Annotated in this window: 20 protein-coding genes and 2 pseudogenes; 8 read left to right on the top strand and 14 right to left on the bottom strand. The window is 62.4% G+C overall.

Going from position 1 to position 23,348, the window contains the following annotated elements; translation table 11 throughout:
- Positions 1–6: 6 nt before the first annotated feature.
- The 3 genes and pseudogenes from B597_RS27485 (at position 7) to B597_RS27480 (ending at position 1,904) form a co-directional block, all read left to right on the top strand.
- Positions 7–1,263 (top strand): tyrosine-type recombinase/integrase, encoded by a 1,257-nt coding sequence (locus B597_RS27485; RefSeq protein WP_003295951.1) that lies wholly within the window; start codon positions 7–9, stop codon positions 1,261–1,263.
- Positions 1,250–1,410: pseudogene (locus tag B597_RS47520) on the top strand (type II toxin-antitoxin system HicA family toxin). Before B597_RS27485 ends, B597_RS47520 begins: the two are co-directional and overlap by 14 nt.
- Positions 1,411–1,497: 87 nt before the next feature.
- Positions 1,498–1,904 (top strand): annotated as a pseudogene (locus B597_RS27480) (type II toxin-antitoxin system HicB family antitoxin).
- 73 nt (positions 1,905–1,977) lie between these two features.
- Here the strand turns inward: B597_RS27480 and B597_RS27475 are convergent.
- The 10 genes from B597_RS27475 to B597_RS27430 form a co-directional block, all read right to left on the bottom strand.
- Positions 1,978–2,427, bottom strand: a complete 450-nt coding sequence (locus B597_RS27475; RefSeq protein WP_003295949.1) for a hypothetical protein — start codon at positions 2,425–2,427, stop codon at positions 1,978–1,980.
- Between the two features lie 54 nt (positions 2,428–2,481).
- The gene (locus B597_RS27470; RefSeq protein WP_024161697.1) at positions 2,482–3,438 is read right to left on the bottom strand and encodes a hypothetical protein; all 957 of its coding nucleotides are present in this window, start codon (positions 3,436–3,438) and stop codon (positions 2,482–2,484) included.
- A complete protein-coding gene (locus B597_RS27465) occupies positions 3,429–6,110 on the bottom strand; it encodes a toxin VasX (protein ID WP_003295944.1) in 2,682 nt (893 codons plus the stop codon). Before B597_RS27465 ends, B597_RS27470 begins: the two co-directional genes overlap by 10 nt.
- Positions 6,107–6,682: a DUF4123 domain-containing protein gene (locus tag B597_RS27460; protein ID WP_226924948.1), complete on the bottom strand. Its 576-nt coding sequence runs from the start codon at positions 6,680–6,682 to the stop codon at positions 6,107–6,109. The genes B597_RS27465 and B597_RS27460 overlap by 4 nt, the downstream gene beginning before the upstream one ends.
- Complete coding sequence (gene tssI / locus B597_RS27455) at positions 6,679–8,730, bottom strand: type VI secretion system Vgr family protein (RefSeq protein WP_024161695.1); 2,052 nt, start codon at positions 8,728–8,730, stop codon at positions 6,679–6,681. Before tssI ends, B597_RS27460 begins: the two co-directional genes overlap by 4 nt.
- Before the next feature lie 108 nt (positions 8,731–8,838).
- Positions 8,839–9,357 (bottom strand): Hcp family type VI secretion system effector, encoded by a 519-nt coding sequence (locus tag B597_RS27450; RefSeq protein ID WP_003241180.1) that lies wholly within the window; start codon positions 9,355–9,357, stop codon positions 8,839–8,841.
- A gap of 568 nt (positions 9,358–9,925) precedes the next feature.
- Positions 9,926–10,690 (bottom strand): sulfite exporter TauE/SafE family protein, encoded by a 765-nt coding sequence (locus tag B597_RS27445; protein ID WP_003295939.1) that lies wholly within the window; start codon positions 10,688–10,690, stop codon positions 9,926–9,928.
- A 330-nt stretch (positions 10,691–11,020) separates the two neighbouring features.
- Positions 11,021–11,884: a helix-turn-helix transcriptional regulator gene (locus B597_RS27440; protein WP_003295937.1), complete on the bottom strand. Its 864-nt coding sequence runs from the start codon at positions 11,882–11,884 to the stop codon at positions 11,021–11,023.
- A gap of 2 nt (positions 11,885–11,886) precedes the next feature.
- Positions 11,887–12,510 (bottom strand): nucleotidyltransferase family protein, encoded by a 624-nt coding sequence (locus B597_RS27435; RefSeq protein ID WP_024161693.1) that lies wholly within the window; start codon positions 12,508–12,510, stop codon positions 11,887–11,889.
- The gene (locus tag B597_RS27430) at positions 12,500–13,465 is read right to left on the bottom strand and encodes an XdhC family protein (protein ID WP_003295935.1); all 966 of its coding nucleotides are present in this window, start codon (positions 13,463–13,465) and stop codon (positions 12,500–12,502) included. The genes B597_RS27435 and B597_RS27430 overlap by 11 nt, the downstream gene beginning before the upstream one ends.
- 88 nt (positions 13,466–13,553) lie before the next feature.
- Here B597_RS27430 and B597_RS27425 point away from each other — a divergent pair, with 88 nt between their 5' ends.
- A complete protein-coding gene (locus B597_RS27425) occupies positions 13,554–14,333 on the top strand; it encodes an alpha/beta fold hydrolase (RefSeq protein WP_003295934.1) in 780 nt (259 codons plus the stop codon).
- Between the two features lie 41 nt (positions 14,334–14,374).
- Here B597_RS27425 and B597_RS27420 read toward each other — a convergent pair whose 3' ends face one another.
- The 4 genes from B597_RS27420 to B597_RS27405 form a co-directional block, all read right to left on the bottom strand.
- Positions 14,375–15,007, bottom strand: a complete 633-nt coding sequence (locus B597_RS27420; protein ID WP_003295932.1) for a UbiX family flavin prenyltransferase — start codon at positions 15,005–15,007, stop codon at positions 14,375–14,377.
- Positions 14,994–15,944: a LysR family transcriptional regulator gene (locus B597_RS27415; RefSeq protein WP_003295931.1), complete on the bottom strand. Its 951-nt coding sequence runs from the start codon at positions 15,942–15,944 to the stop codon at positions 14,994–14,996. The genes B597_RS27420 and B597_RS27415 overlap by 14 nt, the downstream gene beginning before the upstream one ends.
- Before the next feature lie 21 nt (positions 15,945–15,965).
- A complete protein-coding gene (locus B597_RS27410; RefSeq protein ID WP_003295930.1) occupies positions 15,966–17,408 on the bottom strand; it encodes an aldehyde dehydrogenase family protein in 1,443 nt (480 codons plus the stop codon).
- A gap of 169 nt (positions 17,409–17,577) precedes the next feature.
- The gene (locus B597_RS27405; protein ID WP_031323211.1) at positions 17,578–19,014 is read right to left on the bottom strand and encodes a UbiD family decarboxylase; all 1,437 of its coding nucleotides are present in this window, start codon (positions 19,012–19,014) and stop codon (positions 17,578–17,580) included.
- A gap of 618 nt (positions 19,015–19,632) precedes the next feature.
- On the opposite strand from B597_RS27405, the gene B597_RS27400 reads away from it, so the two are divergent.
- The 4 genes from B597_RS27400 (at position 19,633) to B597_RS27385 (ending at position 23,339) form a co-directional block, all read left to right on the top strand.
- Positions 19,633–20,616, top strand: coding sequence for a TRAP transporter substrate-binding protein (locus B597_RS27400; protein WP_024161691.1), 984 nt, complete (start codon positions 19,633–19,635; stop codon positions 20,614–20,616).
- Between the two features lie 63 nt (positions 20,617–20,679).
- A complete protein-coding gene (locus B597_RS27395; protein WP_024161690.1) occupies positions 20,680–21,252 on the top strand; it encodes a TRAP transporter small permease in 573 nt (190 codons plus the stop codon).
- Between the two features lie 4 nt (positions 21,253–21,256).
- Positions 21,257–22,519 carry a TRAP transporter large permease gene (locus B597_RS27390; RefSeq protein ID WP_024161689.1) on the top strand — a complete coding sequence of 421 codons (1,263 nt, stop codon included), beginning with the start codon at positions 21,257–21,259 and terminating at the stop codon, positions 22,517–22,519.
- A gap of 61 nt (positions 22,520–22,580) precedes the next feature.
- A complete protein-coding gene (locus B597_RS27385; RefSeq protein ID WP_003295927.1) occupies positions 22,581–23,339 on the top strand; it encodes an SDR family NAD(P)-dependent oxidoreductase in 759 nt (252 codons plus the stop codon).
- Positions 23,340–23,348: the final 9 nt, after the last annotated feature.

Here is a 23,348-nt window from a genome sequence, read left to right as displayed (position 1 = left end):
ACCTCGATGCTTACTGATACCAAACTGCGCAATCTCAAGCCCAAGTCCAAGCTGTACAAGGCTTCCGACCGCGATGGTATGTACGTGACGGTATCGCCTACCGGTACCGTCACCTTTCGCTACGACTACCGTCTCAATGGACGCCGAGAAACGCTGACCATCGGCCGCTATGGGCCAACTGGCATTTCCCTGGCCATGGCTCGCGAGAAGCTGCTCGATGCCAAGCGCATGGTCGCTCTGGGCAAGTCTCCCTCCCTGGAGCAGCAGCGCGCTAAGCGGCGCCTCAATGCTGCCAAGAATTTCGGTGAAACGCTGACGAAGTGGTTGGCCGGTGCGCGCATGGCGGACAGCACGCGCGCGATGCGTAAAAGCATCATCGACCGCGACATCCTTCCGGTCTTCGCGAACCGGCTGCTGACAGAAATCACCCCTGACGACCTGCGAGCCCTGTGTGCCAAGGTGAAGGCTCGCGGTGCGCCGGCAACTTCGGTCCATATTCGCGACATCGTGAAACAGGTCTATGCGTTCGCGATCCTGCATGGCGAGAAGGTCGAGAATCCGGCTGACGACGTTAAGGCGTCTTCTATCGCTATTTTCGCGCCGAAGGACCGGGCGCTGAGCCCGACCGAAATTCGGCTGGCCTTCCATCAACTGGAGACTATCGCCGCGTATCCCACGATCAAGCTGGCCTTGCGGCTGGTGCTGCTGACCTTGGTACGCAAGAGCGAGCTGATCGAGGCGACCTGGGATGAGGTGGACTTCGAGAACGCCACCTGGACGATCTCCAAGGAGCGGATGAAGGGGCGTAACCCGCACGTTGTCTACCTGTCGCGCCAGGCCATGGACATCTTCGTGGCGCTGCACACCTGTGCGGCTGGTTCCCGCTATGTATTGCCCTCGCGCTATGACATCTACCGCTGCATGTCGCACGCCACCCTGAACCGCATCACCCAGCTCATTGCCTCCCGTGCGAAGGAAGCAGGCCTGCCGTTGGAGCCGTTCACCGTCCACGACCTGCGCAGGACTGGTTCCACGCTGCTCAACGAGGTGGGCTTCAACGGCGACTGGATCGAGAAATGCCTGGCTCACGAGGAGGGTCGCTCCTCGCGTTCGGTCTACAACAAGGCCGAGTACGCGGAGCAGCGCCGGCACATGCTGCAGGAGTGGGCGGACATGATCGACGCTTGGATCGATGGCCGCACTCATGTCCCCCGACTGCTGCCGGACAGCGTTGTAGTGCCGGTGTTGAGTGCCACCGTTTAAGAAAAGGGCAAGGTTGGCGGTGAAAAGTAGTCATCATCAGTTCAAGCATCCAACCAAGCCAGGCCGGGTGACGGTTCCACACACCCGAAGTCAGAAGTATCAAAGGGAACGCTGCACAACATACTGAAACAAGCCGGCCTAAATTGAGGCCGGCAACACCTCTCAAATGACGGCCCGTTGTGTGACCAGGACTGCATAAGCAGCTCGTTAGATGAATCGTTAGAGGTAGAAGCAATGAAATTTCCAGTCGTACTGCACAAAGACGCTGATTCGGACTATGGGGTGACTGTGTTCGATGTTCCGGGCTGTTTCTCGGCAGGCGCCACTGTCTCGGAGTCTCTGGAAAACGCACAGGAAGCCCTAGCCCTTCACTTTGAAGGCTTGGTGGCTGATGGTGATCCGCTCCCGCGTGCGCAGGAGGTAGACGCGCATATGGGAAATTCCGACTCTATGCCGGTGGTGTGTGGGCTGTAGTCGATTTTGATGTGATCCCGTATCTGGGGGAAGCCATTCGCTTCAATGCCACCCTGCCGGAAAATCTGCTGAAGCGGATTGACGAGATGGTGAAGAAAGGCCACCGCTATGCCTCCCGCTCTGGCTTTTTGGCCACTGCGGCACTGCGGGAACTGTCGGTGGCATAAGCAGACAAGAGAAACGACAAGGGCACCAACTGGCGCCCCTTTTTAGTTATGCGGTGAATCGCCCTGATGAGCCTCAGCTTGTTCCCTTGTTAATTAACGCTTGTACGCCAGCCAGAAAATCGTCTGTTATAGAAACGTTACTCAAAAAGAAACGTTGGTTATTTTCCTTCATGTCAATTGTCAGTGACTTGAAAAATGGATTTCTTCGAACACGGATTTTCTTGATCTCATTGGCTTGGAGCAGTTCTTTGCGACGGTAGGACTCGGATTCGTCATCGTATTGAATTCCGTTATCCGTCAACGAGACGCGAACATGTTGGTCGCGTCGGCCCAATGCAGACGCAATAACAAGAATGGCGTTTGCGGTCAGCGATAGTCCGAGAGGCCAACCAAGCACGTACTCATCCATATTGCCAAAAGGGAAAAATACAAGAAATAGCTGTGCGCTTGTAATGGCAGAACTCAGCATGGTCCAGGAGAGTACGCTGAGGTATTGGGCATGGTTCCAGGTGGCTTGTTGCATGGTCTTTCCTTGACTTCTTTGAGTGTATGTACGGTTACGCGCGGACTGACGATGCTATACGTCCAGTCCACGCTCACGTTCCAGATCGATAAGGCGCGTAGTCGGACCGTTTGGCTGTAGGCGTTCTGTGACAATCTGTGGCCAGCGATTACGGGAACGGCGCTTGGCGATTTTATAGGTGAACTCCTGCAGCCAGTTCATCGGATAGAAGAGTAAATGCCCCAAATACAGCACCGTATCGGTCCACTCCAAGTAGTTCTTGCCCTCATTGGCTACTTTTTTCTCGGTAATCTTTTGTCGCCGGAAGGCAAGAAATCCTGTGGGTTTGGTATGGGCAGAAAGCATTTTCTTTACGTATGCATCGGAGTCGCTGCGCTGGCCGTTCTCATCGAACCAGGGACCATTGTCCATATAGGCGCGTAGCCATTCCCAGAGGCCTTTTTGCATTTGCAGGGTTTTGCCCATCGGTAGACCAAGGCTTACCAGCAAGGCGTTATCGGGCTCGCCGAGGCGGCGTACGAGGATTTCCAGTGAGGCATTTCGCATACCACCGGTATGTGGGCCAACCATAACAAACTCGCCTGCCAGCGCCTGTATACTGTCCCAGGGGCTGTGGTACAGCTTGCCATTGTGATCGAAATAGACTTCTCGGGTGCGGCGGTTAAAGAGTATCGGTAAGGGGAGTGGACGGCGGGTTTCCCATAAGAAAACTGGTAGGACAATACTGGTGGTCAATAAGAGTGTAAAAAGTGCATCACTAATATCTCCCTGTAATGCGAAGACCAAGGAGAACATAATCATCACTAATCCGCCGGTTCCTCCTACTGCCCCGGTGAGCATTCCTCGATCAGTATCCCCGCCGGGCTTCAGCGCTAGGTAATGCTCGGTATGTTCATCGGTAACGAACATCTCCCAAGGCTTCTCACCAGTGGGCTCATTGGCGCGCAACAGCACACTCGGGGCCTGCCCGAAGCGATTACGGGCTTGTTGGATCAGGTCGCTTACAGCCATGCAAGTTCCTTGATTGCTATGGGGGGGAGAGTCAGTCCCTCGACGGGTGAATAGCTCAGTTCACCGCGAATGGCGTCGAGTTTGTTACCGTTCTCTTCGTGATAAACGCGGCGGTAGACAGCCACGCCAGGTTCGGGTTTGACCCGTGTGCCGCCGTGGTGATCGAAGTCCTTCCCGGTCCATTCCACGGCCTTGCGTGTGCCGCCCAAGCCGAAGAAGCTGCCCCAGGTTTCGTGCCCTTTGAAATGGATCATGTCATCAGTCAGTGCGCTCTTGCCTGGCAGCCTTAGCAAGACGTAGGTGGTGGTTTGCATGCCACGATGTGGATTCAATTCGTTGAGACGGTAAGCCTCGAAACTGATGGGGAATACTACCTTGTAAAACTCAGTCATCGACTTTTCGTAACTGTTAGACCAGTCGGCAGGCCGGGTGCCGAATCGGGTACGTTTGACCCAGGTTTCAAGAGGTGTGTCCTGGGTATATTGGCGGGCAATTACTCCGCCGACGATCAGGATGGTCCACCCCAGAGCGCGGGCGGCCAGGTGTGGCGCCACGCTAACGCCGCGACCTATGACGGCAACCTCGCCAGCGATGACTGCGGCGCGTGCGGCACGTATAGCTCGAAAGCTCTGCACGTAAAGGCGCAAGTTGGCGGCGGAGGCCAGGGTCAATCCGGCATTGATGGCTGTGGTGTCCAGGTCGCCTGCTTGGTAGCTCTCTAGCGCTTCGAAGCCATAGACCAATACGTCGAAGCCCGAGGTCACCGATTGTAGGATCGATGCTTTAGCGCCCACGCCCAGTGCATCAGCCAAAGCTTTCTGCGAAGCGATGTGCGTGGCCCCATTGAGCTTGACTGCTGCTTCCCAGTCTACTTCAGCAACTTTTTGGAGGGTTGCGAAAACAGCAGAAGAAATACCGAACGTGCTACCCATTGCGTTCAGGAAGCGTTTGACGTTCCTCTCCTGATAAAACTCTTTACCTGCCCAAACAAAATTCACCCCCGCCACTAGTGCTACCAGGCATTTGATGGGGGCTTTTTCTAGTGTCCTTTTGCCAAGATCAAGTATTCCCTTGAGGTTTACATCCGACGCCATGGATGTAGGCAGGGGCGGCAAGTCCTTGGCCGGTAGCAGGCGGAAGAACGGCATTGCCTCGCTGACCGCAACACTGAGCTGTGTGGGTTTTAGACGGGCTGGCAGATTAGGGCGTGTGCCCATCAGATCGCTCATCCATTCGCCTAGTTGCCGCTGACTGACGGCCTCGATAGCCAGGCGCTGCTGGCTTCGTGCCAAAGCTGCGGCGAGGTAGAGGCGCCCGGCGGCTTTGGAGCCGTCGTCGGCTTTCTGCAGGCCCAGACCGACGATGGGAGCGAGCGCTGTAAACAGGGCTTCCAATGGCGAACCCAGAATATGCCGGCCCAGTTTATCGGCTGCCTGGTTCAGCAATTGCGCCAGTTTGTGTGCTTCGTTCAGCGCGCTTGCACCGTTGTCTCTTGCGCCGTCAGCCAGCCCTACCAGGGAATTGATTTCGCCGACACCGAGGCGTTTGCCCAAGCCCAGTAACGCCCAAACCAGCCAGGGTTTGCCCTCTTGCTGCTGGAGTGTCAGGGCATTCGCTATGGCCTTGGCTCCGGGGCCGGTTGTCGCCGGGCCGAGGCAGGCTGCAGCGAAATGGAGTTCCAGCTCTGCACGTGGATCGGGCTGGGTAATGTCGAAGTGGCCACAGGCAGTATCCAGGCTGGCAGGGCCGCGCTGCGCTAGGGTATTTAGCCAGGCTGACCAAAGCTCGCTGAGGCGGCGCACATCGGCGCTGTATTCTTCCTCCTCCTGCGTTTGCTGCTGCCAGGTAGTTTGTAGCTGGCGGTAATTGGTGATGCTGCGCAGTTGGCCGCCGATTTGCGGGTCGCCTTCTGCCAGAGATCTGAGCACTCCTGCCATTGCCCAATCTTCGCCGTGCACTTGCCGGGTGACTTTGAACGCCTGCTGACGAGCGCGAAGCAACTTGGCCAGATCCAGCAATACGCCCCACGGGTCGTCGATCAAGGCATAGGCTTGTTGCTCGCAGCGCTGCATGTCGTCGAGCAGCTTTGGCCATGCCGGGCGGTGACTGGTAGAGGGCTCGCAACTCCAGCCATACCAGTTGGCGTCCATGTAGTCGCCGATACGTTCGTGAATCGTGCGGGCTTGACCGCTGAATGGCGCTGCTCCAGGGGTGATGGTGCGCATCACGCGCTGACGTACATCCTCTTTTCCCTTGGCTGAGTTGAACTGGCTATCGCTCCACTGGCGAGGCGACCATGCCAACATGGCCGGTGTTCCTGCGGGAAGGAGTAAATAGGGCAGGCTACGCCCGTCGATGACTTTGCCGCCGCGCGCTGTCTGGGTAAAAGCCGCCGCGCTGACACGGTACTCGACCAGTTGTTTTAGGCCACTCTGCCAGACGTACAGCCAGCCATCGCGTAACAGGCGGGCGGTGTAGTTCAGCGGACGGCCCTGGAGGGGCTCGAAGTAATCGCCTATTGCGGGAAAGTCTCCCTGTACAGCTGGCAAGCCATAGGCGCTGGTATCCACTGTCAGGGTCGGGCCGAGCGCATAGCGTAGCGGGAGTACAGCGCTGAGCAGCGGGCATCCAGCGACCGTCAAGCTGGATGGGGCGGGAGTTTGAGCAGTCATAGCAGTGCCTCCTGTGCCGTGTCGTCCTGTTCGGCAAGTGCTTCCAGCAGTCGCCAGTCGAGCGTGATTTGCGCGGCGAGATCTAGTGTGGCTGGCGCGTCGTCTTTCTCGGGCTGTTCGTTCTGCCAGGCGCAGAAGATTGTGCCTTCGTGATGAAGCCAGATGCGTGAGATTCGGTGCCAGAATCCCTCCGGCCATTGCCCTTCGCGCTGCCATGCCTGATGCAGAGACCGGGCGTCACCCAGGCGTAGCCAGAGTTCGCGATGTTCTGGGGTGAAGATGCGCAGGCGGCGCTGCAGTATGCGCTGCAGATCGTCCATCGAAGCATCGCTTTCCAGCCAGAGACCATCCTTGATTTCGGTTCCGTGTCTCCAGGCGTCATAGGCCATGCTGCCAACCGGAGCATCCAGCAAAATAGGGCCAGCGTCCGCTATGGGCTCATACGCCGTACCGAGCAATAACGGTCTTGGTTGATGGCCAGGGAAGCACTGATAAAGCCACGCCGTCGCGCTCTCGTAACGAGCTCCGTCTAGCAGAACGGCACCGTTTCCTTCGGGCATCGGGGCGCTCATGCCTTATCTCCCTTTGATGCCTTAGCGGCTTCGCACACTTCACATACGCCAGCTCGGGTGCTGCGAAACAGCATGTTTTGTTTTACCAGGGCTTCCAGTGGAATTCCCGGCATATCCGCATCCGCCGGCCTCGACGCCCCCGGCAGGATGGGCGCTGCCCCCGAGCCGTTGCCCGGCGCGCCGCCAGAGTTGATCTTGATCACCGGCCCCACCAGGGTCACGCCGCCACCGTCGAGTTTGATGAAGCTGCCGCCGCCCTTGAGGGTCAGTTCGCTGCCGGCTTCGAGCACGACTTTCAGGCCGCTGCTGAGGTGAATTTCCTGGCCGGCCTGGATGAACTGGCCGTTGCCGAGCTTGATGTGCTGGCTGGCGCCCACCGTGAGGTGGTCGTTGGCCTTGATCTCGGTCTTGCGGTCGGCGTGGGTGGTGCGGTGTTCTTCGGCCTTGAAGTGGCTGTAGGTGTTGGCTTCGACGGTGTCGTGGCGTTCGTGGCCGACGCGGATCTTCTGGTCGTGCTCGATGTTTTCGTCCCAGTCGCGCTGGGCGTGAACGTAGATATGTTCGGCACCTTTGCGGTCTTCGATGCGCAGTTCGTTGTAGCCGCCACCGCCGGGGCTGCTGAGGGTCTTGAACACGCTGCGGGTCTTGTTCGCCGGTAGGTCGTAGGGCACCACGTGTTCGGCGTGATAGAGGCAGCCGGTGACCAGCGGTTGGTCGGGGTCGCCTTCGAGGAAGGTGACCAGCACTTCCATGCCGATACGCGGGATGGTGATGGCGCCGTAGCGATCACCGGCCCAGCTGGAGCTGACGCGTAGCCAGCAGCTGGTTTTCTCATCCGCCTGACCTTCGCGATCCCAGAAGAACTGCACCTTGACCCGGCCGTATTGGTCGCAGTGGATTTCTTCGCCAGCCGGGCCTGTGACAACGGCGCTCTGGCTGCCGAGGATGCGCGGTTTCGGGTGAGCCAGGGGTGGGCGATAGGGCACGTCCCAGGGCGTGGCAGTGAAACGGTTGCGGTAGCCCTGGGTGAAACCGTCGGCAGGCTGGGTGTCGCTGGTGACGGATTCTTCCAGCACCTGCGGCTGCTTGCCTTCGTGCAGCACTTCGGTGAGCAGCCAGAGCTGATTCCAGGCGTTGCGCGGGTGCTCGGTCAGGTCGAGGAAGTGGCCGCTGACCAGGGTCGGCGAGTCTCCGTCGCCCTGGGTCAGTTCGAAGTCGTGGCGGTGGCGCTCCAGCGCGCGCTTGGCCAGATGCTTGCCGCGCTCGCGGTCGGTGTAGCGGCCGGGGTAGTCGTAATCTTCCAGCTTGGGCTGGGCATCGCCTTCGGCCTTGGCTTCCAGTTGCAGGCGCGGCTTCTCGAAGTCGTAGTCGCGGCGGGTGACCTGGCTGGTGCGGGTTTCCAGGCGGGCGCCGAAATGCTTGATCACCGGGTCGTCGGCCACCAGGCCGCTGTCCTGCTGGTAGGTCAGCGGCGCCAGGCGCGGGAACGGGGTCTGGTCGTCGCCGAAGGTCAGTACATGGCCGTCGCTGCTGTGCTGGAAGTGGTAGTGGATGCCTTCCTCTTCGCACAGGCGCTGGACGAAGTGCAGGTCAGTCTCGTCGTACTGCACGCAGTACTCGCGCTCGGGGTAGATCGAGCCGAGTTGAAATTGGTAGGCGTCGGCCTGGATTCCATGCTCTTCGAGCACCTGGCCGATGATCTTCTCCACCGTCAGGTGCTGGAAGATGCGCTGGTTGGTGCGGTGTGCCAGGTAGGCCAGTTGCGGCACCAGGGTCAGGCGATAGCGGGTGATGCGCTTACCGGATTCGCCCTGGGTGATGCGGTGGATGATGCCGTGGATGCCGGCGCTGTTCTGGTCGAAGGCGAGGAAGGCACGCTGGTGCAGCAGGCTTTCCAGGTCGAGGTCAGGCCGTTCGCTGATCAGTTCCACCGCAAAGGCGTAAGGCTGACTGATCGCCTCGCGCCCGCTGAATTCGAGCACCTGCAGGTCGTGTTCGACGCCTTCGATGCTCAAGCTGAAATGGCTCTGGTTGGCCTGGGCGAACATTCGTTGTTCCTCTCGATCATTCCGTGATTGGGCGCTGCGTTCCAGGGTGAAGCACAGCGGCCAGGACGATGCCTGGCCGCTGCGGTGACGCACGAACTCAGCCTGCGATTAGGCGGAGATCGGGGTACGCCAGTCGTCGGAGCCGGAAGTGCCGGAGACTTCGTGGGTCCAGACGATCTTGCGGTAGGTGAAGTAGACGTCTTCCAGGTGAGTGAAGTGCGCCATGTTCGGGTCCTGGCAGTTCGGCATGCGCGACTGAACGTCGACGATCACGGCGTCTTCCAGTTCGATGGTGAAGTAGTGCTCCTGGGTACCGGTGGAGGAGGTGCGGTACCACTCCAGGCGGCACTTGTTCAGACGCTCACCGGAGGTCAGGGCGTTGAAGATCAGCGGCGAGGACTTGTCGAAGACCTTGGTGATCATCAGCGGCTTGTGCACGCGCTGGCCGGTCGGTTGGCCGGACTGCGGGTCTCGCGGGATGATGACCTGGTGGTTGTAGGCCTGAACCAGAATCTGGTCTTCATGACCTTCCTGGAAAATGTTGCCGACCGAGTCCTCGGTGAAGGTGCCAGCGGTTATCAGACCTTGTTTGGTGCCTTCGAGGGACAGATACGCGGGTGTTGGCATGAGTGCTCTCCTTGCCTGGGTCATGGATCGTGATCGATCCGGGAACCAGACCTATAGCGAGCGGCGTGCCAGATATTTAAATTTCAATAAGATCAATAACTTGAAGTGACTATAAAATCACCCATGGTCATATTGAGCGGCGTCGCACAGATTTTCGCGCAACAAGTTGCGCACTGCTGTGCAAGTTTTTGCGCAAAGACCTATAGCCCAGAAAAGACGCCGGTTACAGAGCTTTAAGTCGCGGAAAGGCACCGTACTGGTGAGCAAAAAACTGCGCAGCTGGGCAGCACATCTTGCTCGCTCAAGCGGCTCTCTCAGTGGATCGTAGTGCAGCATATTAGGCACGCCATAGCGCCAGTGATGACGCGGCTACTGGAGGATCATCTGGTGCGGGTGATCGAGGCCCATGTCACTCGCCTGGATCTCGAGCAGGGCCTTGACCAGCACTTCACGATTTCGGCGACTACCCGAACCTGAGGGTGCCGATGAGACAAGCCGGGCATGCCGAATAGTCCTGCCGCGCCGTCATCAGGTGCGTCGGTTGGCGCAATGGCCGTCGCTGGCTGCATCAGGCGGTAATCGCGCGGGCAATCATTGTCAGGCCGGTGGCCGATAGCACAGACAGCGTGATGCCACGAAACATGGCTTGCGACAGACGTTCGCGAATGAGTTCCCCCAGATACATGCCCAACTGGGTTGGCACCACGCAGGCTAGCGAGAGCAGCAGGTGGATGGGTGTGGCGATGTCCTGTGCCAATAGCCCTATGCCCAGGATCGAGGAGCCGGCCAGGAAGAACAGGCTGGTCGCCAGGATGAACTCGTTGCGGCCCAGCCCCAGGGCCATCAGGGCCTGCAACGCGGGGAATGCGTAGAAGGACGTCAGGCCACCGAACAGACCGCTGCTCAGGCCGGCACCTACCAAGGAGCCAAAACGCCAGCGCTGCGGAATGGCCGGTGGGTCTGGAGTGAGCTGGGAAATCACGAAGACCTGGATCATGACGCCAATGATTAGGGCCAGTATCTCCGGGCGGAAACTGCCGAGTAGCTGCACCGCCAGGCCAAGCGAGACCGCCAGGCTGAGCAGCAGTGGCCAGATCAGGCCCAGCACTCGGTAATGCTGGCGGCATTCGTAGCTTTGGGCGATGTTGGAGATGATGATGGGCAGCAGCGCCAGGGCAATGGCTGTCGGCACCGTCTCGACCAGAGCGATGAGCGGCACCGTCACCAGCGGTATGCCGAATCCGCAAACCCCCTTGACCAGCCCGCCCAGTACAAAGACGGCGAAGATGTAAGCGATGACAACGATGTCGATCGCAGGCAGGGCAGACAGCATGTGGTGCCTCAGAGTCCGGTGGCGATGCCTGGCGGCGAAAGGCGCGTTTGGGTGGGGCAGCGCATGCTATCCAACTCCCTGGTATCGCGCGGCAGATGATTGAAGCGACGGCCCTGTGTGCTCACCGGGAGCGTTGCCCCGCTGGCAGCATGGATTGGCGACGAAGCTGCGCCGATGTCTGGGCGTGCCTGGACCGAGCGATGCCAGCCTGAGGCGCCCGGAACGTCAGTCGCAGGTCCGGATTACCGCCGTTTCCAGTCCTCGCAGGGCGTGCGTCCGGTCTCAGCGGCGTCCTTGAGGTGCAGGTGGTACGCACCAGCGTGCCGCGCTTCATCCCTTGTTGCCCGTGCCGTAGCTATCCACCACTCGCCGATACTGGCTTGGGGACGCCCCTATATGCTGACGGAAGAAGCGGGTGAAGTGGCCCTGCTCGGAGAAGCCGAGGTTCTCGGCGAGCTGGCCGAGGGTGCCGCTGCGCTCGCGCTCCAGCCAGATAAAGGCGCGGCGCATGCGCGCGTCGTTGAGCATGAGCGTCGGGGTCATGCCGGTGTCCTGGCGAAACAGGCTGAAGAAGTGCGCGCGCGACAGTCCGGCGGCTTGCGCTGCGTTGCTGATGCAATCCGGGTCATCCAGATGGGTCTGCAGATACTCACAGGCGCGGCGGATACGTGCATCGCCAAAGCCCTGACGGACCTGTGCGCCGAGGCGGCGCAGCTGTTTCCACTGCGAGTAGTCTTCGATCAGCTCGATGAGGAAGTCGAACAGCATGAACTCGATGCGCTCGCGCGGCACCAGCCCGGCGCTGCAAGCCTCGGCGATCAACTGGTCGGCCATCGCCCGGTTCTTGGCACTGAGCTCGATGCAGGGCTGGGCAAAGAACCCCGGGTGGGCGCTCAGGGCCAGCGACTGCTGCGCCTCGGCCAGCCAGGCCGGTTCGATATAGAGCGCGAGGATCTGTGTCTGCTCGGATCCCGGCTGGAAGTCGTAATAGTGCGGTTGCCAGGCGTTGACCAGCACCGCGCAGCGATCAGTCAGCGGCACCTGGCGGCCATTGACGTTGAAGAAAGTGTCCGCCCCGGAGGCTTTCACCAGCACGTGGCATTCGTGATGCGAGTGGGTCACCAGGGGGCGGTCCATATCGAGCAGGGCGACCCGCCCGAATTTGCCGTGAAAGACACGTTGAGCGGTGGACATGGCTAGATCCTCGCAGGGCGATGGGTTGGGGGCGGGGCCGCAGCCGTGCGCCCGTCGAGGTCGGTGGGGCGGTCGACGTCAAGCAGGATGCCGGGGTCGTCGACCGGCACCGGCCGGTAATGCTCGGCATGGCGGCGGATCAGGCCACGCGCACCCTCATCGCCGTCGAGGGTACGCAATGCTGGCCAGAAGGCACGGCCGAACAGCACCGGGTGTCCAGGGCGGCCGTCGTGCACTGGCTGCACGATGCGCCCGGCGCCGACCTCGGCGATCAGCTGGGCACAAGTCTCTGTGCCCAGCCAGGGCATGTCGCCGAGCAACACCGCCAGCGCATCTGCTCGATGCTCCGACAAGGCCTCGACACCGGCCGCCAGGCTTGCACCGAGGCCGCGTTCGGCCAAGGACGTGTGAAGCACCTGGACCCGCGGCGGCAGACAGAGGTCGTCGATGACATCGCCATCACGCAGCACCAGCAGTAGCTCGTCGAATGCGGCGGCGGCATTGGCCAGGCTCGCCTCCAGCAGCGTGCGGCCGTCGGCCAGGCGCGCGCGACGCTTGTCGCTGCCGAAGCGACTGGCCCGCCCGGCGGCCAGCATCAGGCCCACTACCATCGGCTCAGAGTTCATCGCGTGCCTTGCCGTGGTAGACGCGCAGCACGTCGGCAACCACCGACAGGGCAATCTCGGCCGGCGTCTTGCTGCCGAGGTCGAGGCCGATGGGCATGTGGATGCGGGCGATCTGTTCTTCACTCAGGCCGCCGATTCGCGCCAGCCGTTCGGCACGCCGCGTGGAGGTCTGCAGCGAACCCATGGCACCGATATAGAAGGCGGGAGTGCGCACCGCTTCCATCAGGGCCAGGTCATCGATGCGCGGGTCGTGGGTAAGGGCGACCACGGCGGTAGCCTCGTGGCAGTGCCCGGCGGCGATGAATTCCGACGGCATCTGCGGATGGAATCGGACACCGTCGGGCGCGCGCCCATTCATTTCCTCTCGCGGGTCACAGGCGATCACCTCGCAGCCGATGGCGCGGGCGAAGCTGGCGCAGTACTCGGCTACTGGCGACAGGCCGGCTAATACCAGGCGCAGTGCCGGACCGATACGTACACGCACGTGCTCTGCCTGGACTTGGGTTACTTCGCCGCCCTGATCGGGTACCAGCCTGAATGCGCCGCTGGTGAGATCGAGGTCGCGGACCAGCCGACGCTGCCCGAGCAGGGCATCGTGCAGATCGCGCAGGTGATCGATCCAGGCCTCGTCCGCTGTACGGTGTTCGACCAGCACCTGGAGAATGCCACCGCACGGCAGCCGCAGCCGCTGGCGTTCGTCATCGCTCTCGCCGTAGCGAACGATCTGCGCCGGCGCCCGCAGTTCGCCGCCAGCCAGCGCCTCGAGGAAGGCTTCCTCGACACAGCCGCCGGACAGCGAACCGACGAACTGGCCGTCGGCGCGCGCCACCAGCATCGCGCCGGGCGCGCGCGGCGCCGAGCCATAAGTGGAGAGTACGGTACACAGCCAGAGCGCGTGGCCTTCAAGGCCCCACTGCAAGGCGGTATCCAGCACCTGAAGATCAAGCTGGCGCATGTGCGAGTTCCTCTGGCATGCGCGGTCGCCGGACGCGCCACGCAAATCGGTTAACCTTCGAACCCTCAGGCAGACAGGTTCCCATGTGATGACGCACCGACAGTTTATCGAGACCGCCGTTGCCAGGCTCGAATATCAGCTTCTGCGTCCGCGGCATTCGACCGGCCCCGTGCTCGTGTTGTTGCACGAGGGGCTCGGCAGCCTCGACCTGTGGAAGGACTTTCCTGCGCAGCTGGCCGACGCCTGTGCCGCCCCGGTACTGGCCTACAGCCGGCAGGGCTACGGTCGCTCCAGCCCGGTGACGCTGCCGCGCCCGCTCGACTACCTGAGCCAGGACGGGCCGGACGAGCTCGAGCGCGTACTCGACGGCCTGGCGCTCGAACCGGTGATTCTGATCGGTCACAGCGACGGTGCCTCCATCGCGCTCGCCTATGCTGCGCGTCAGGACCCTCGCATCGTCGGCGTCGTGGTACTCGCTCCGCATGTCGATGTCGAACCGGCGAGTATCGAAGGCGTGCGTCGCACGGTGAAGGCCTACGCCCGTGGCGACCTGCGTGAACGGCTGCACGCCTACCATGGCGACAACCTCGACGGCGCCTTCCGCGGCTGGAGCGAAACCTGGCTCGAGCCGGACTTTGCTAGCTGGAATCTCTATCCGGCACTGCCCCGCATCCAGGTGCCGGTGCTCGCCATCCAGGGCCAGGATGACGAGTTCGCCACCGCGGCACAGCTGGAAACCATCGCCCGCAAGGTTGGCGGCCCTTGCCGGACGCTTTTGCTCGAGCACTGTCGGCACTTCCCGCAGAACCAGGCCCGCGCACGCGTACTGGAACTGATCGGCGAGTTCCAGGCGACGCTGGCCCGCTGAGCCAGGGAACGACTGGTTGATGACGGCCGCAGGCATGGTCATCAGCGCTCGCAGGTCATCGCCTCGACCTCGTCGAGGGTAGGCAGGTCTTCCGGCGTCTCGCGCCAGCGCCTGACCACCCCGAGTTCGATATCGAACATGTCGAGCACGCGGCCGAGCGTGTGGTCGACCATCTCTGCCAATGACGCCGGTCTGGCATAGAAAGCCGGCACGGGCGGAGCGATGATGGCGCCGAGCTCGGCCAGCTCGGTCATTGTGCGCAGGTGATTTCGGTGCAGCGGCGTCTCGCGCACCATCAATACCAGGCGCCGACGCTCCTTGAGCATCACATCGGCGGCTCGCGTCAGCAGAGTGGATGTCACGCCGCTGGCGATCTCCGACATCGAACGCACCGAGCAGGGCGCGACGATCATGCCCATGGTCTTGAACGAGCCGCTGGCGATGGCCGCGCCGATGTCCTGATTGGAGTAGCACACGGTGGCCATCGGCTTGAGCTGCGACCAGGTCAGCCCGGTTTCGTGGGACAGCGTGATCAGCGCCGACTTCGAGACTACCAGGTGGGTCTCGATTGGCGTGTCGCGCAGCAGCTCAAGCAGGCGCACCCCGTAGATTGCGCCGGACGCGCCGGAGATGCCGATGACGAGTCGCTGCGGACGGGGGCTAGTTGAGATCATGGTCGGATTCCTGAATGGCGCCTTCCTTGTAGAAGTGGATGGCATTGAGTGCAGTGGCCAGCGTCTTGCTGATGATGTCGATGAACAGCGTCGCGGCAGGGGTCAGCGGGCGACGGCTGTCGTGCACGCAGACCATGCGCCGCGTGATCCCGGGGGCCGCCAGCGGATAGGCGCGCAAGGCGCCTTCTTCCAGACCGCGTTGCAGCACGGTGGCCGGCAGTACGCTGATCCAGTCGCTGCGGCGCAGAAAGCTCTCGATCACCGTGAGGTCGTCGAGCTCCAGGTGCGGCGTCAGCTCCAGGCTCTGCGCGGCAAGCGCCTGGTCGATGACCATACGCAAACCATGACGGCGCGAAGGCAGCACCAACTTGAGGCCACCCAGTGCGCTGAGCGGAATCGGCGTGGGCAGCCGCAGCCGGGTCGTGGCACCGGTCGCCACCAGCAGTTCCTCGTCGAGGATGTCGGTACGGTGCAAGTGTTCCTGCTGAAAACTCTGGTTGATCACCGCGAAATCCAGCGCGCCGGACAACACGCGGTCGATCAGGTCCTGGCTGTAGCCGTAGCTGACCTGCAGCTCGACGTCCGGGTGGTGCTCGACGAAGTAGGCCAGGGTGCTGGCCAGTGCCTGGTTGGCGGCCGAGGCGATCAGCCCGGCGTTGATCCTCCCGCCGATCTGGCCGCTGCGATCGATCAGCGTCTGCCGCGCTTCGAGCAGCTCGCCGAGGATCGGCATGAACAGGCGATAGGCCTGTACGCCGGCCTCGGTCGGGGTCATGCCCTTGGGGGTGCGCTCGAACAATGGCTGGCCGAGTTCCTCCTCCAGCTTGGCGATCTGCATCGACAGGGCCGGCTGCACGATATTCAGCCGCTGCGCCGCCCTGGTCACGGACCCTTCTTCGAACAGGCAGGTGAAGTACTTCAGCTGGCGCAGTTCCATTTCAACCTCGTCGATACCGACCTATAGAGTGCCGACATTCTGGTAGACGTGCTTGAGCTCTGTAAAATCCAGCAGTGCGTCGTAGCCGTGCAGGCGCCCCAGCCCGCTTTTGCGATAGCCGCCGGTTTCCGCCTCGGCGAACAGCTTGTTGTGATCGTTGATCCACACGGTGCCGTTGCGCAGGGCGCGGGCCAGGCGCATGGCCCGCGCACCGTCGCGGGTCCAGACGCTTGCCGAGAGGCCGAACTCGCTGTGGTTGGCCCGGCGCACAGCCTCGGCCTCATCTTCGAATGTTTCCAGCACCAGCAGAGGGCCGAAAATTTCCTCCTGGCAGAAGAATGCGCCGCTGTCCTGATGCGCGATCAGCGTTGGCGAGAGGAAAGCGCCGCGGCCCAGCGCATCGCCTGGCCGAGCGCCTGCCAGCAACACCTCGTCGCAGCAGTCCATCGACTCGCGAATGCGTTGCTCGACGAGATCGCGCGAACGCCAGTCGATCAGCGGGCCCATCTGTGTGGCCACCTCGAGCCCGTGGCCCAGGCGCACTTCGCCCAGCGCCGCGGCCAGCGCCTGCTTCATTTCCGCTGCGCGGCTGGCATGCACCAGCACACGGCGGGCGGCGGTGCACTGCTGCCCGGAGATGATGGTCGCAGCGGCAGCGAGCTTCGGCGCCACCGCGGCGATGTCCGCGTCCTCCAGCACCACACAACAGGATTTGCCACCCAGCTCAAGCGACAGTTTCTTCATGGTCGGCGCGGCATCACGCATGATCTGCGTGCCAGTCGCGGTAGAGCCGGTGAAGCTGAGCACGTCGACCTTGGGCGTGGCGGCAAGAAAAGCGGCCCCGGCGTGCCCGGTCTCGGCGAACAGGTTGACCACCCCGGGCGCCAGGCTCGGCAATTCCAGCAGCGGGGTGAGGAAGGCGGCGTTGAACAGTGCCGTCTGCGGTGCCGGCTTGACTACGCAGGTGCAGCCGGCCGCCAGCGCCGGCGCCAGTGCGCGGGCCAGGAGCACCGCCGGGGCATTCCACGGAATAATCAGCCCGGCCACGCCGGCCGGTTCACGCAGCATGGTGGAGAACTCGCCGGGGGCGACTTCCAGCACATGGCCGGGGTTGTGCCGCGCAAGGCCGGCGTAATAGAGGATTTCCGATATGGCGCCGCCGATCTCACCGCGCGATTGCGCCAGCGGCTTGCCATTCTCGCGGGTGAGCAGGCTCGCCAGTTCGTCCTGGTGGCTCTTCAGCGCAGCCGCCCAGTCCAGCATTACCTGCTGACGCACGCGTGGATTTTGCGACCATTGCGGGTTCTCGAAGGCCCGTGCGGCGGCCTCGACCGCGGCGCGGGCCTGTTGTTCGCCGCCGTCGGCGAAGCGCCCGATCAGCTCGCTGTTGGCGGGATCGAGACTGTCAGCCCATTGGCCGTCGTCGCACCACTGTCCGTCGATGAAATGTCGTGCCTGCTGCATCTGAATCTCCTGTCCGGCGCTCTGTTTGTATTTGTTCTGCCGCTGGAAAAGGCGCTGCGACCCTATCGGTCATGACCTGCTGGGCCTATCCCGGAACAGCCTGGCGGGCTGCAGGTCGGGATCGCCCACGGGCCCGGGGTGCGTGTCCGACACCTGCGCGTTGAGTCGGTCAGCGATCGTTTGGCTGGCCGAACAGTTGCTGCCAGTCGGCGTCGGCCGGCTGACTGACCGCGGCGAGGTCCACTTCGGTCTCCCCCGGCACGCGGATGCGCTTGAAGCGCATCGGCGGTGCGGCCAGCGGCACGGTGGCGTCGAAGCCCATCTTCGAGCCAACGCCGTCGCGGGTCGACGGGTCGAGCTTGGAACCCTGGGATTCGTGGATGAGCACCAGATCGCGGTCGGCCTGGAAACGCGTCGCCACTGCCCACTCGACTTCGGTGGGGTTGTGGATGTCGACATCGGTGTCGACCACCACCACGTGCTTGATGTCGTAATGGCCCCCAAGGGCACCGAGGATGACGTTCTTCGCCTCGCCTTCCGAGCGCTTGTCGATCTGCACGTACAGGTGATAGCGACACACGCCGCCGCGCGCCAGATGGACGTCACGCACGCAAGGGAAACTGCGGCGCAGGTGCGCGAGCATGGTCGCCTCCCGCGGAATGCCGCCCAGCAGCAGGTGCTCCAGGCCGCCGCCGACGATGGTATGGAACATCGGCGCCTGGCGGTGGGTGACGGCATCGACCTCGATCACATGCCGCTCGGCGCGCTCACCGTAATACTGCGGGAACTCGCCGAAAGGCCCCTCAGCCTCGCGTGCGTTGGCCAGCAGGCGCCCCTCGATGACGATCTCGGCTTCCGCCGGTACACGAATACGATTGGTGACGCACTTGGCTACCGGCAGTGGCCGGCCATGGAGCGCACCAGCGATTTCCAACTCATCATGGTCAATCGGCACGATCGCCTGCGAGGCCATCAGTGTCAGCGGGTCACAGCCGACCACCACGGCGACTTCGAGGTCCTCGTTGTTGCGCTCGGTTTCCTGAAAGTAAGCCAGGGTATGGCGCGGCAGCAGCAGCGCGCCGAGGCGGTTGGGGCCACTGACCTGCAGGCGGTGAATCGACACGTTCTGTACGCCGGTACGCGGGTTGCGGGTGATCAGCAGACCGGCGGTGATGTAGGCGCCGCTGTCGTGTTCGTTATGCGTGGGGATCGGCAACTGCGCGAGGAGGTCGACCTCGCGGTGCACCACCTGTTGGCAAGCGGCTTCGGTCACTTCCTGCCAGGGCAGCGGCTCGAGGCTGGCATGCTCGAAGCGGGCGAGTACCTGGCCTGGTTCGACACCCATCGCCTCGGCCATCCACTGACGGTCCGAAAGCAGTCCCGAAATCACCGGAATCGGATGCCCTTCGGGCTGCAGGAACAGCGACGCACTCTGACCGTCCAGGCGGTTGGCGATGGCTGCAACGCCGAAGCGCAGCGCGGTGCCTGGGCGGATCACGCTCAGTCGCTGAGTGTTCTGCAGATGATCCAGCCAGCCGCGCAGGGTGGCGCCGACAGGCAGGGCAGCGGTAGCGGGCTCGGCCGAGGAAGAGGGCATGGACGGCATGGCGAGTTCTCTCGTGGTTATTGTTTTGGCCATGCTAGGAGCGTCACGCAGGTCTGCCTATTAAGGTTTTCTGATGCGCGCCATCAGAACCGGCGATGTCCCGCGCTATTGATTTGAAGATTCGTCGGCACCGGCTTTCATCGATTTCGGAAATCGTCCGCGCACCCCATAACGATCCGTGATCCTCTGCATCATTATTCCCTAATGGCCGAGATAGAGGCCTTGCGCTACGTTCATGCCCAGCGATAGATAGCCGAGCCCGCAGTTGTCGAAGGTCGCCGGGTCGGCCACAAGAACAATAAATGAGGCCCGTGTATGGACGTTCGCCGAGCGCCTGCAAACCTTTCATGTCACCGCGCGCATGCTTTTGCCCATTCTCGTCGCGGTCGCGGCTGCCAGGCCGCGCTCGTCAGTCGTATGCCCGCGATAAACATCCCTGCGCGAATAAAGCGTCATCCGTGCATCGCTTGATGCCCTGCTAAATGCCGAGGAGGCAGACGAAGGCCATTCGTGGTTCGCGTATCGCAGTTGGCGCCGCGTGAAAAATCGCCTGTGCGTGACAGCGGTGCTGTCCGTTTCGCCCGGTCATTTGTTCGATAACAACAAGAAAGGTGAGTCATGAAGAAGACAACGAAATTGTTGTGTGCGCTATGTTCTGCCGCCGCCTTATTGCTCAGTGCCGGTGCGATGGCCAAGGACCTGCGGCTGGGGCTGATCGTCCCTGGCACCCATGCCTGGTCGCAGGCGGCACAGGCCATGGGCGAGGAACTCAAGGAACGCTCCGGCGGCAAATACGATGTGGTGGTCTTTCCCGCCGGCCAGCTCGGCAGTGAGGCGCGCATGCTGCAGCAGTTGCAGACCGGTGCGCTGGACATGGCCTTCATGACCACCGCCGAAGTGGCGAACCGGGTGCCCGACTTCGGTGCCTTGTTCGCCCCCTATCTTGTGCATGACGTGGCACAGGCCGGTCAGTTGCTCAATGGCAAGACCGCCCAGGGGATGCTTGATCAGCTACCGGCCAAGGCGGGTGTCGTCGGGCTCGGTTATGGCGTGGCCGGCATGCGGCTGATGCTCAATGCCTTCCCCACCGACGACGTCAAGGCGATCAATGGCCGCAAAATCCGTATCACGCCGTTCCCGCCGGTACAGGATTTTTACCGCCTGCTCGGCGCTGCCTCGACGCCGATGCCGGTTACAGACGTGTATGACGCCCTGGCCAACGGCCAGGTCGACGGCGTCGATGCCGATCTCGAGCTGATCTGGAAGCTGCGCCTCTACGAGCGTGCCAAAACGGTGTTGCAGAGCAATCACATGATGTTCCCGGTGATCGGACTGATGTCCGGGCGGGTCTGGGCGCAGTTGCCGCAAGAGGACCGCTCGATGATTCGTGAACTGACCCGCAAGCACCTCGATACGCTGACGGCGGACTACGAAAAATCGGAGGCCGACACCCAGGCGAGCATCGAGCAGGCCGGCGTCAAGGTCACTCCGGTGGGGCCCGAATTCTTCGGCGACACGCTGCAGCAGTGGGAAGAAATCTGGCTGAAGAAGGCCCCGGCGCTGGCTGATCTGCGCCGGGAAGCGGCCGATCTCAAACCTTGATTCCGAGCCCCGTGGCGTGACAGGCGCGCGGGGCACCTGCATAAGCTGTTCGGGAGAATGCCTATGATCCGGGCGCTGAGTAACCTGATTGGTCGCGGTGAACGCGCCGCCTTGCGCGCGTTGGTGCTGGTTCTGCCGCTGATGATCCTGGTCAACGTCGCCGGGCGCGCGCTGAAGGCGCCGATCTTCTGGCTGGACGAATTGGCGGTGCTGACCATGGTCTGGTTGGCGATGCTGGGCCTGTCGGTCACCTTGCAGACACGCGAAGCCGTCGCCGTGACCCTGCTCACCGACGCAGTGCCGGAGACTGCCTGCAAGGTGCTGCGCTGCACCGCCGATCTGGTGGTGCTTGGCTTTGCCGTGGCGCTGCTGGTGCTTTGCTACCTGTGGTTCGACCCGCTGTCGTTATGGCGCCACGGTTTCGACTTCGACGCGTTTGCCGCGCAGTCCTTCAATTTCATCTACCAGGAACCGACCGCAACGCTCGGCGTCGCCAAGTTCTGGTTCTGGCTGATTCTTCCGTTGGTGGCCTTCACCAGCTCCATCCATGCACTGGCCAACCTGCTCGATAGCCTGCGCGCGCCGCATCCGGCGCCGGGTGCCGGGCCTGCGGCCGCCACCGGCTCGGGGGAATAGCGCAATGATTATCGGACTCTTCGCCGTGCTGCTGTTCATCGGCGTGCCGATCGCGCTGGTGCTGGCGGTCAGCGCCATGATCTACATCCAGTCCAGCGGCAATAGCGTGCTGTTTCTCTCCTACCCGCAGCAGTTCTTCGGCGGGCTGGACAACTACGGGCTGCTCGCCATCCCGCTGTTCATGCTGGTCGGTGAACTGATGAACGAGGGCGGCATCACCCGCCGCCTGGTCGCCTTCGCGTCGGTGTTTCTCGGTTCGGTCCGCGGCGGTCTGGCTTACATCAACATCCTCGCCAATATGATGTTGGCCTCGATCGTCGGTTCGGCCAACGCCCAGGTGGCGGTCATGGCCCAGGTGATGGTGCCGGAGATGCATCAGAAGGGCTACGACCGCAATTTCGCCACCGCGACCACGGCAGCCGGGGCGCTGCTGGCGCCGGTAATTCCGCCGTCGATGCTGTTCGTGATCTTTGGCGTGCTGGCGCAGATATCCATCGGCGACCTGTTCATCGCCGGCATCGTTCCCGGCCTGTTGATGGCCGGTGGCTTCATCCTGGTCATCGCATTGCTTGGCTTCTTTTACCAGTACCCCCCAAACGAGCGCCTGACCCGCGCGCAGATGGTGCGCAATGTGGTGCGGAGCGTACCGTCGCTCAGCGTGCCGGTGGTGATGATCGGTTCGATCATTGGCGGCATCGCGACGCCGACCGAGGCCGCTGCGGTGGGCGCGGCCATGGCGGTGCTGGTCGGTCGCTTCGCGCATGGCGAGATGAAGCTCGATCGCATGGGAGACATGCTGCTGCGAGTGGGGATCAACAGCGGTGTGGTACTGGCGCTGGTCGCCGCGGCGGCGGTTTTCGGCTGGGTCATCGTCTACGAGCAAATCCCGCAGCAGCTCGGCGCGATCATGCAGGGAATGACGTCCGATCCCTTCATCTATCTGTTGTTGCTGATCGCACTCCTTCTGGTGGTGGGCATGGTACTCGACGGCATCGCGGCGCTGATCCTGCTGGTGCCGATCGTGTTGCCGGTGGCCGAGTCGGTCTATGGCATCAACGCCTACCATCTAGGCGTGATCATGTGCATCAACCTGACCCTTGGCCTGCTCACCCCGCCGGTGGGTGCGGCGCTCTACGTCGCGTCCCGTGTCACCGGCTGCCGGCCGGGCGACATCATGCGGCCACTGCTGCCGTTCCTGCTGGTCACCCTGCTGGTGATGATTCTGATCGCCTGGCAGCCGGACCTGGTGACCGCGTTTATCTCATGAGGCCTGTGCAAGGTCGCTATGCATACCCCGGCCCTGTGGCCGGGTCTGACTGGAGACGTCTATGAATCGAATGAAAGACAAGGTCGTGATCATCACCGGCGCAGCTCAGGGCATCGGGGCGACCTACGCCCGCGCTTTGGCGGCCGAGGGTGCGCGCATCGTCATCGCCGACGTGCTCGATGGCTCGTCGCTGGTGGCCGAACTGGAGGGCATGGGAAGCGCTGCAATGGCGTTGAAAACCGACGTGTCCGACGAGTCCTCGGCCGCGGCAATGGCTGCGGCGGCGATGGAGCGTTTTGGGCAAATCGACGTGCTGGTGAACAATGCCGCGATCTACGCTTCGCTAAAGATGAAGGGCTTCGAGGACATCGACCTCGCTGAGTGGGACAAGGTCATGGCGGTGAACGTGCGCGGTCCGTTCATTTGCGCCCGTGCGGTGGCGCCCTACATGAAGCAGCGCGGTTACGGGCGGATCATCAACATCTCCTCCGGCACGCCCTTCAAGGGCACGCCGAACCTGCTGCATTACGTCACCTCGAAAGGTGCCGTCCTCGCGCTGACCCGCGCGCTGGCACGTGAGCTGGGCGATTACGGCATCTCGGTCAATACGCTGGCACCGGGTCTGGTGCTGAGCGAAGGCGTGGTGGCCAACGCCGAGATGCGCGAACGGCTGACCGCGCCGGTGATCGCCAGCCGCGCGATCAAGCGTGACCAGATGCCCGGCGACCTGATCGGCCCGCTGCTGTTCCTCGCCTGCGACGACAGCGCCTTCATGACCGGGGAAACCGTGGTTGTGGATGGCGGCTCGGTGATGCACTGAGCGGGCAGA

Origin of the sequence: Stutzerimonas stutzeri KOS6 (assembly GCF_000307775.2) — a bacterium.
GTDB lineage: Bacteria > Pseudomonadota > Gammaproteobacteria > Pseudomonadales > Pseudomonadaceae > Stutzerimonas > Stutzerimonas stutzeri_B.
Note: the sequence above shows the minus strand (reverse complement) of the source record. Positions and strands in the feature narration are given on the sequence as shown.